Raw genomic sequence first — 8,064 nt, 5'->3', positions numbered from 1 at the left:
TGAGTGCGCGATGAGCGACCTCGGCCCGACCCGGCTGCACCTGGCGTCGCGCAACGCCAAGAAGATCGCGGAGATGGAGCGGATCATCGCCCTGCACCTCCCCGGTGTCGCGGTGGTCGGGCTCGACGACGTGCCGGCCTATGACGAGCCGGTCGAGGACGCGCCGACCTTCGAGGGCAACGCCCTGATCAAGGCGCGGGCAGGTGCCGCGGCCACGGGTCTGACGACGGTCGCCGACGACAGCGGGTTGTGCGTGGACGCGCTCAACGGGATGCCGGGTGTGCTCTCGGCGCGCTGGTCGGGTCCGCCGCTGGGCTCCCAGGCAGGCAAGGACGAGCGCAACAACGCGCTGCTGCTCGCCCAGCTCTCCGACGTCCCAGACGAGCGCCGTACGGCGCACTTCCGCTCCGCGATCGCGATCGTCACCCCGGACGGCCGCGAGCTGGTGGTGGAGGACCGGATGCACGGACGGGTGATCCGTGAGGTCCGTGGCGACGGCGGCTTCGGGTACGACGTGCTCTTCGTCGCCGACGACCGTCCCGGCCTCACCACCGCCGAGCTGTCGCGCGAGGACAAGGACGCGATCTCGCACCGAGGCCGGGCGCTGCGGGCGCTGGGCCCGCAGCTGGTCGCGTTCCTGGAGCGGGGCACCCGGTAGTCAGTGACGAAATGGCCCTTCCGGACGTCCCGGAGGGGCCACTTCGTCGGTCTCGAGCGCCGCGCTCCCGTCAGCTCGTCCAGGACCAGCTGTCGAGCACCTTGGCGAAGTCGTCCTCGGAGACGGCGTCGTTCTCCGACGGCAGGGTGAGGGCGATGGAGTACTGACTGCCGTTGTGGATCGTCAGGTAGGCGACCTGGTCGATGACGAAGTCGTTGACGTTGACGCGGTCGCTGAACCGCACGCCGATCGCGCGCTCCCCGTCGATGGTGATGTCGTCGATGTCGGCGGGAACGGCCCCGTCGGAGCCACCCAGGTTGCGCTTCCACTGGCCCTCGAGGGCCTCCAGGTCGGGCGCCCCACCGGAGGTCAGGGTCTCCACGAGGATGTTGCTCTGCGCCAGGTCGAGGGAGGTGCCCAGGATGATGATGGAGTCGAGGGTCGCGCCGAGGCCGCTGGCCTGGGCCTCGGCGAGCGCGTCCTGCCATCCGACGCCGGGCAGCTCGAAGGTGTAGCCGTCGCCCGAGATGGCTCCCTCGGTCGTGGGCGACGGGTCGTCGGACGCCGTCTCGGAGGGGGTCGGGTCGGGAGCCTCGGTGGATCCGGTGCCGGCGTCGTCCGACGGCGGGTCGCTGGGGTCGCTGGTGGCCGAGGGCGCCGAGTCGTCCCCGGCGGTCTCGGTGTCGTCGCCACCGGTCGTGACGACCAGCGTCACGATGACCGCCGCCACGACGACCAGGGCGCCGACCACGACCGCGACGATCGCGGCGGTGTTGCGCTTGGGCGGCCGGGGTCCCTGCGGACCCAGCGGTCCGCCGTACGACGGGGGCCCGTAGCCGCCCGGAGGATGCTGGGGCGGAGGGGGAGGTGTCCCTCCCGGGCTGCCCGAGGGCGGTCCGTAGCTGCTGGGCGGTGGGGGCTGCCCCCACGGGCTCTGCTCGCTCACGGGACCAGTATGCGGTCACGGTGCTGGGTGCCGAAGGCGGGACTTGAACCCGCACGCCCTGGAGCACAGGCACCTAAAGCCTGCGTGTCTGCCAATTCCACCACTTCGGCTCGGCGCCCGAGGGACGCCGCGATCATTGTGTCAGTCGCGAGCCTCAGTCCAGGCCCAGGTCGCGTCGCAGCTTGGCGACGTGCCCGGTCGCCTTGACGTTGTACTGCGCCAGCTCGATCTTGCCCTCCTCGTCGACCACGAAGGTGGAGCGGATGACGCCCTGGACCGTCTTGCCGTACATCGTCTTCTCGCCGAACGCGGCGTAGGACTCCATGACGGCCTTGTCGGGGTCGGAGAGCAGGGTCAGCGTGAGGCTCTCCTTCTCGCGGAACTTCGCCAGCTTCTCCGGCTTGTCCGGCGAGATGCCGAGCACCTCGTAGCCCGAGCCCTTGAGCGAGTCGAGGGACTCGCTGAAGTCGCAGGCCTGCTTGGTGCAGCCCGGCGTCATCGCGGCCGGGTAGAAGTAGACGACCACCTTGCGGCCGCGCAGGCCCGAGAGCGAGACCTCGGCACCGGTGTCGTCGGTGAGGGTGAAGTCGGGGGCGGGGTCGCCGGCGGCGAGGCGTGCGGTGCTCATCGAAGTGGCTCCAATCCGGAACGAGGGGTTGTTGCGAACGTCTTGCAACAGCGTAGGGTGATCAGCAGTCGATCAGACCCGCGCCCAAGGTACTGATCCCGATCCCACCACGCAGGGAGCCCGCCCATGCACGTGCCCGACGGATTCTTCGACGCGCCCACCTCGGTGGTGACCGGCGTGGTGGCCGCGGCGGCTGTCGGCGTCTCGCTGCGCAAGGCGCGCAACGAGCTGGACGACCGCACGGCGCCGCTCGTCGGCCTCGTGGCAGCCTTCGTCTTCGCGGCGCAGATGCTGAACTTCCCGGTGGTCTCCGGCACGAGCGGGCACCTGATGGGCGGTGCGATCGCGGCGGTGCTCGTCGGACCATGGACCGGCGTGCTCTGCCTCAGCACCGTCCTGCTGGTCCAAGGGCTGCTCTTTGCCGACGGGGGGATCACCGCTCTGGGGACCAACGTCGTCCTCATGGCCGTGACCACGGTGGTCGTGGGCTGGGCGGTCTTCCGCGGCCTGCAGGTGGTCCTGCCCAAGAACACCGCGATGGTTCCCGTGTGCGCCTCGGTCGGGGCCTTCGTGAGCGTGCCCGTGGCCTCGCTCGTCTTCGTCGCCCTGTATGCCGTCGGCGGTGGCGCGGACATCTCCATCGGCGGCCTCGCGACTGCCATGGTCGGCGTCCACGCCCTGATCGGCATCGGGGAGGCCGCCATCACGTTCCTCGCGGTCGGCAGCATCCTCGCGGTCCGCCCCGACCTGGTGTACGGCGCCAGGCGCGTGCTCGAGCAGCGCGAGCTCGTCATCAGGTCCAGCACGACGGAGGTCGCGGCATGAAGCGGGTCAGCACCAAGGTCGTGGCCGGCGGGATCCTCCTCGTCGCGCTCCTCCTGGCGGGATTCGTCAGCTTCTACGCCTCCGACAGCCCGGACGGCCTGGAGAGCGTCGCCGAGGACAAGGGCTTCGTCGACACCGCCGGCGACCACGCGACCGGCGACGGTCCGCTCGCCGACTACGACGCCGGCCTCGACAGCGAACGCGCATCGGTGGGCGTCGCCGGGGTCGTGGGCGTCCTGGTCGTCCTGGCTCTCGGCACCGGCCTGACCTACGTCGTACGACGCCGCACGCGCGAGGTCGACGACGAGCGCGACTCCGCTACGACGTCGGCCTGATCCGGTGGGCGGAGCACACGGCCACCTGCTGCACTTCCACGGCCACTCGGCGGTCCACCGCGCACCCGCGCACCTGAAGGTCCTCGCACTGCTGGTCTTCATGGTCACGGTGGTGGCCACCCCGGACGACTGGTTCGCGGCCTTCGGCGCCTACCTGCTGGTGCTGGTCGCCGTCATCGGGCTGTCGCGGGTCCCGCCGACGTACATTCTCAAGCGGATGGTCGTCGAGGTGCCTTTCGTCCTCTTCGCCGTGCTGCTGCCGTTCGTGGCTCGTGGGCCCCGCGTCGAGGTGCTCGGCCTGAGCCTGTCGGAGTCGGGTCTGCTGGCGGCCTTCGGCCTGCTCGCGACCGCCACCCTCGGCGTGATCGCCAGCCTGACGTTGGCGGCCACCACCGAGCCGCAGGCCCTCCTCAAGGGGCTGGAGCGGCTGCGCCTGCCCACGACCCTCGTGCAGATCATGGCCTTCATGATCCGCTACCTCTCCGTGGTCACCGAGGAGCTGCGTCGGATGCATGTCGCTCGTGTCTCACGGGGCTTCGAGGCCCGCAACCCACGGCACTGGCCGGTGCTGGCCAAGTCGTTCGGCGCGCTCTTCATCCGCTCCTACGAACGCGGCGAGCGGGTCCACCTGGCGATGCTCTCGCGCGGCTACACCGGCAAGATGCCGCTATGAACCAGCGAGACGACCGATGAGCACCCCCGTCCTCGAGGTTCGCGGCCTCGCCTACGCCTACCCCGACGGCCACCAGGCGCTGGCGGGCGTCGACCTGCACGTCCACGAGGGCGAGTCGGTCGCCCTGCTCGGCCCCAACGGCGCCGGCAAGACCACGTTGGTGCTGCACCTCAACGGGATCCTCACGGCCGGCGCCGGCACGGTGTCGGTCAGCGGGATGCCGGTCGAGAAGGACCACCTCCAGGAGATCCGACGCCGCGTCGGCATCGTCTTCCAGGACCCCGACGACCAGCTGTTCATGGGCACCGTCCGGGCCGACGTCGGGTTCGGACCGGCCAACCTCGGACTGAGCGGCGCCGCCCTCGACGCGCGCGTGATGACCGCGCTCGACCTCGTCGGGATGGCCGACTTCGCAGATCGTCCGCCCCACCACCTCTCGTTCGGGCAGCGGCGCCGCGTCGCGGTGGCGACCGTGTTGGCCATGGAGCCGGAGATCCTGGTGCTCGATGAGCCGTCGTCCAACCTCGACCCCGCCTCGCGGCGCGAGCTGGCCGACATCTTGCGGTCGCTCGACGTGACGGTGCTGATGGTCACCCACGACCTGCCCTACGCCCTGGAGCTGTGTCCCCGGTCGGTGGTGCTCAGTGACGGTCACGTGGTGGCCGACGGCACGACGTACGACGTGCTCACCGACGACGAGCTGATGCGTCGCCACCGCCTCGAGCTGCCTTTCGGCTTCGATCCCCGCACGGTCGCGGCCACCCTCGGCCTCGGGGATTGATAGCGTGCTCCCGTGAGCAAAGAAGCAGACGACCTCGCCCGTGAGATCGAGGAGACGCGCGAGCGCCTCGCCACGACGATCGACCAGCTGCTCTACCGCTCGTCGCCCAAGACGATCGCCAAGCGCGAGGTGGCCGCGATCAAGGGCTACTACGTCGACGCGGCGACCGGCGAGCCCCGCACCGACAACATCCTGAAGACGGTGGGCGGCGTGGTCGGCACGATCGTGCTGTTCGTCGTGGTCCGCAAGATCGCCAGCTGAGCCCGCATTGAGCCCGCAGCCCATCAAGATGCTGCACGACCGCATCCTCTGCGAGCTCGACGTCGACGCGGGGGAGCGTCGCTCCAGCGGTGGCATCGTCATCCCCGCCACCGCCGCCATGGGGGCGCGCCGTCTGGCGTGGGCCAGGGTCGCCGCGGTCGGTCCCCACGCGAGGTCGGTCGAGGCCGGTGACCGGGTGCTCTTCGACCCCGAGGACAAGGCCGAGGTCGAGGTCAACGCCGAGGTGTACGTCGTGATGCGCGAGCGGGACGTGCACGCCGTGGCCGCCGACCGTCTCGGGGACGAGTCCGCCGGTCTCTACCTCTGACCGCCCGGGCCGATTGGCGCTCCGCCAGCCGTAACGCGCGTCACAGTCGGTAGTTGAGCCAGCATGCGCAGATTCATCACCCCTCTCGTCGGCTCCGTCGCCGCCGTGCTGGTCCTCCCCGTCGTAGCAACACTGCCGGCGACCAGCGCGATGGCGACGACCCCGGCCCTCACCCAGGCTGCCGACCCCCGGACCCCGACCACCTCCATCAGCACTCCCGCTCGCTCGACGAGCCTCTCCCCGAGGCCGAAGGGCAAGAAGCGCTTCGCCGCGACGGTCCGCTTCACCGAGCACGGCATCCCCCACGTGACGGCCAAGAGCTTCGGCTCCCTCGGGTTCGGCAGCGGGTACGGCGCCGCCGAGGCCTCGATCTGCACGCTCGCCGACACCCTGGTCACCGGGCGCGGAGAGCGGTCGCGCTGGTTCGGTGCCGACGGGACCTACACCGACTACGTGACTCTCGAGGCGTCCAACCTCCAGATCGACGCGTTCGTCACCGACCTGCACAACCGCAGGGTCGTCGAGAAGCTGCTGAAGTCCAAGGCGGGACCGGGCAAGCAGGCCTCGGCGATGGTGCGCGGCTACGTCGCCGGCATCAACAAGTGGTTGCGCACCAACAAGGTCACCGACCCGGCGTGCAGGGGCGACGGCTATCTCACGCCCGACGCCAAGCCCATCGACGTCTGGTATGGCGTCTACCTCGCCAACCTGCTCGCCTCGGCCGGCGTCTTCGTCAAGGAGATCGTCGACGCCGACCCGCCGAACCTCGACGACCCCGGACTGCCCGAGATCCCGTTGCGCGCCAGCGCCTACGACGAGCAGGACCGCGCCGCGCTGCTCAAGGCACTCGGCAAGGACCCGGAGAGTCCGTTCGGCTCCAACGCGACGGCCATCGGCGGGGGAGAGACCTCCACCGGGAAGGGCATGCTGCTGGGGAACCCGCACTTCCCGTGGTTCGGCCGCTACCACTTCACCCAACAGCACCTCACGATCCCGGGCAGGTACGACGTGGCCGGCGCCTCGCTGATCGGCTCACCGGTCGTCAACATCGGCTTCAACAACGACGTCGCCTGGAGCCACACCGTGTCGACGGCGTACCGCTTCACGCCGTACGAGTACCCGCTGCTGGGCCGGACGACCTACGTCACCGGCTCGGGCCCCAAGGAGCTGGAGCGCCGGGTCGTCGACGTCAAGGTGCTCAAGGCCAACGGCAAGCTCGGGACCGTGCGTGAGGACCTCTACCGCACCGAGACCGGCTACGTGATCGACTCGCCGGCCACCTTCATGCCGTGGTCGGTGGCGAGCGTGTGGTCGATGCGCGACGCCAACGGGGAGCACCTGCGCACCCTCGACACCTTCCTCGACATGGGCAAGGCGAAGAACGTGCGCGATCTCCTTCGTCGCCAGGACGAGGGAGGCGGGATGCCCTGGGTCAACACGACCGCGGCCGACCGCAACGGCAACGCGCTCTACGCCGACCACTCGGTCGTCCCGCACGTCACCAACGCCATGAAGAACCAGTGCCTGACTCCCGTCGGGATCCTCGTGGACCAGCTGGCCGGGCTGCCCGGACTGGACGGCACTCGGGCGAAGGGCGCGTGTGCGTGGGGCACGGACGCCGATGCCCAGCGCCCGGGCATCCTCGGCCCGAAGAGCCTGCCGCAGGCGATCCGTCGCGACTGGGTGATGAACGCCAATGACTCCTACTGGCTGCCCAACCCCGAGGAGAGGCTCGAGGGCTTCGCCACGATCATCGGGTGCGAGGAGTGCCAGCGCACGATGCGCACCCGGATGGTCTCGCAGTACGTCATCGATCGCTTGAAGGGCAAGCGCAAGGAGACGCCACGCTCGCTGGCGCGCCACCAGCACACCAACCGGCTCCGTGCGGCCGAGGTGATGCGCCAGGGCGGCTCGCTCGACGACGTGTGCGACGCCACCGGTGAGACCGAGGCGTGCGCCGTTCTGAAGGCCTGGGACGGCCGCTCCAACACCGACTCCGTCGGTACGCACATCTTCGAGGAGTTCATCGACCGGGTACCGGACGACCTCCAGCTGTGGCGCGTGCAGTTCGACCCCGACAACCCGCTCAACACCCCGCGCGGGCTCAACACCGTCAGCCCGGCCGTCGTGACCGCGATGCAGGACGCGATCGACTCGCTGCGCCAGCAGAGGATCCCCTTCGACAAGCCCTGGGGCGACCTGCAGGTCGCCGGCGACCCGGGTGCCCCGCCGATCGGGCTGGGCGGCGGCACCGGCGACTCGGCCGGCAACGCCAACGCCCTGGCCTCACGCGGAGCGTTGAGCAACACCGGTCGCTACCGGGCGGTGAGCTACGGCTCGTCGCACATCCAGTCGATCGCGTTCCTGCCGAAGGGGAAGCTCTCCACGCGCACGATCCTGACCTACGGCCAGGATGAGGACCCGGCTTCGCCGTACTCCTCCGACCAGACGCGACTCTTCGGCCAGGGGAAGTGGGTGCGCTTCGCCTGGACCGGGAGGCAGATCAAGCGGGACCTGGTCCGCACGGTGCGGATTCGCGGCTGACCGCCGCCGGAGCATCACCACGAGCGCGTGATTCCGAGGCACCCCGGGCCGCGGAATCACGCGTCAGTGGCTACGGGGGCTGTCG

General features: G+C 70.1%; 10 protein-coding genes and 1 tRNA gene. 8 read left to right on the top strand and 3 right to left on the bottom strand.

The window, feature by feature from the left end:
• Window positions 1-10 precede the first annotated feature (10 nt).
• Entirely contained in the window at window positions 11-658 is a 648-nt protein-coding gene (locus Q1K33_RS00055) for a non-canonical purine NTP pyrophosphatase (RefSeq protein ID WP_300399796.1), read from the top strand.
• A gap of 70 nt (window positions 659-728) precedes the next feature.
• Here Q1K33_RS00055 and Q1K33_RS00050 read toward each other — a convergent pair whose 3' ends face one another.
• From Q1K33_RS00050 to bcp, 3 genes are all read right to left on the bottom strand, one after another.
• Complete coding sequence (locus Q1K33_RS00050) at window positions 729-1,604, bottom strand: hypothetical protein (RefSeq protein WP_300399634.1); 876 nt, start codon at window positions 1,602-1,604, stop codon at window positions 729-731.
• Between the two features lie 28 nt (window positions 1,605-1,632).
• Window positions 1,633-1,714: transfer RNA gene (locus Q1K33_RS00045), tRNA-Leu, on the bottom strand.
• A gap of 44 nt (window positions 1,715-1,758) precedes the next feature.
• Complete coding sequence (gene bcp, locus Q1K33_RS00040) at window positions 1,759-2,232, bottom strand: thioredoxin-dependent thiol peroxidase (protein ID WP_300399633.1); 474 nt, start codon at window positions 2,230-2,232, stop codon at window positions 1,759-1,761.
• Between the two features lie 126 nt (window positions 2,233-2,358).
• On the opposite strand from bcp, the gene Q1K33_RS00035 reads away from it, so the two are divergent.
• From Q1K33_RS00035 to Q1K33_RS00005, 7 genes are all read left to right on the top strand, one after another.
• Window positions 2,359-3,057: an energy-coupling factor ABC transporter permease gene (locus Q1K33_RS00035; protein ID WP_300399632.1), complete on the top strand. Its 699-nt coding sequence runs from the start codon at window positions 2,359-2,361 to the stop codon at window positions 3,055-3,057.
• Window positions 3,054-3,392, top strand: coding sequence for a PDGLE domain-containing protein (locus Q1K33_RS00030; RefSeq protein WP_300399631.1), 339 nt, complete (start codon window positions 3,054-3,056; stop codon window positions 3,390-3,392). The genes Q1K33_RS00035 and Q1K33_RS00030 overlap by 4 nt, the downstream gene beginning before the upstream one ends.
• 4 nt (window positions 3,393-3,396) lie before the next feature.
• Window positions 3,397-4,065 (top strand): cobalt ECF transporter T component CbiQ, encoded by a 669-nt coding sequence (gene cbiQ / locus Q1K33_RS00025; RefSeq protein WP_300399630.1) that lies wholly within the window; start codon window positions 3,397-3,399, stop codon window positions 4,063-4,065.
• 16 nt (window positions 4,066-4,081) lie between these two features.
• Window positions 4,082-4,846 (top strand): ABC transporter ATP-binding protein, encoded by a 765-nt coding sequence (locus tag Q1K33_RS00020; protein ID WP_300399629.1) that lies wholly within the window; start codon window positions 4,082-4,084, stop codon window positions 4,844-4,846.
• A 12-nt stretch (window positions 4,847-4,858) separates the two neighbouring features.
• Entirely contained in the window at window positions 4,859-5,107 is a 249-nt protein-coding gene (locus Q1K33_RS00015; RefSeq protein ID WP_300399628.1) for a DUF3618 domain-containing protein, read from the top strand.
• Window positions 5,108-5,135: 28 nt separating this feature from the next.
• Window positions 5,136-5,435 (top strand): co-chaperone GroES, encoded by a 300-nt coding sequence (locus Q1K33_RS00010; protein WP_300399627.1) that lies wholly within the window; start codon window positions 5,136-5,138, stop codon window positions 5,433-5,435.
• 63 nt (window positions 5,436-5,498) lie between these two features.
• Window positions 5,499-7,979, top strand: coding sequence for a penicillin acylase family protein (locus Q1K33_RS00005; RefSeq protein ID WP_300399626.1), 2,481 nt, complete (start codon window positions 5,499-5,501; stop codon window positions 7,977-7,979).
• Window positions 7,980-8,064: the final 85 nt, after the last annotated feature.

This window comes from Nocardioides sp., from assembly GCF_029937575.1.
Classification (GTDB): Bacteria; Actinomycetota; Actinomycetes; order Propionibacteriales; family Nocardioidaceae; genus Nocardioides.
Note: the sequence above shows the minus strand (reverse complement) of the source record. Positions and strands in the feature narration are given on the sequence as shown.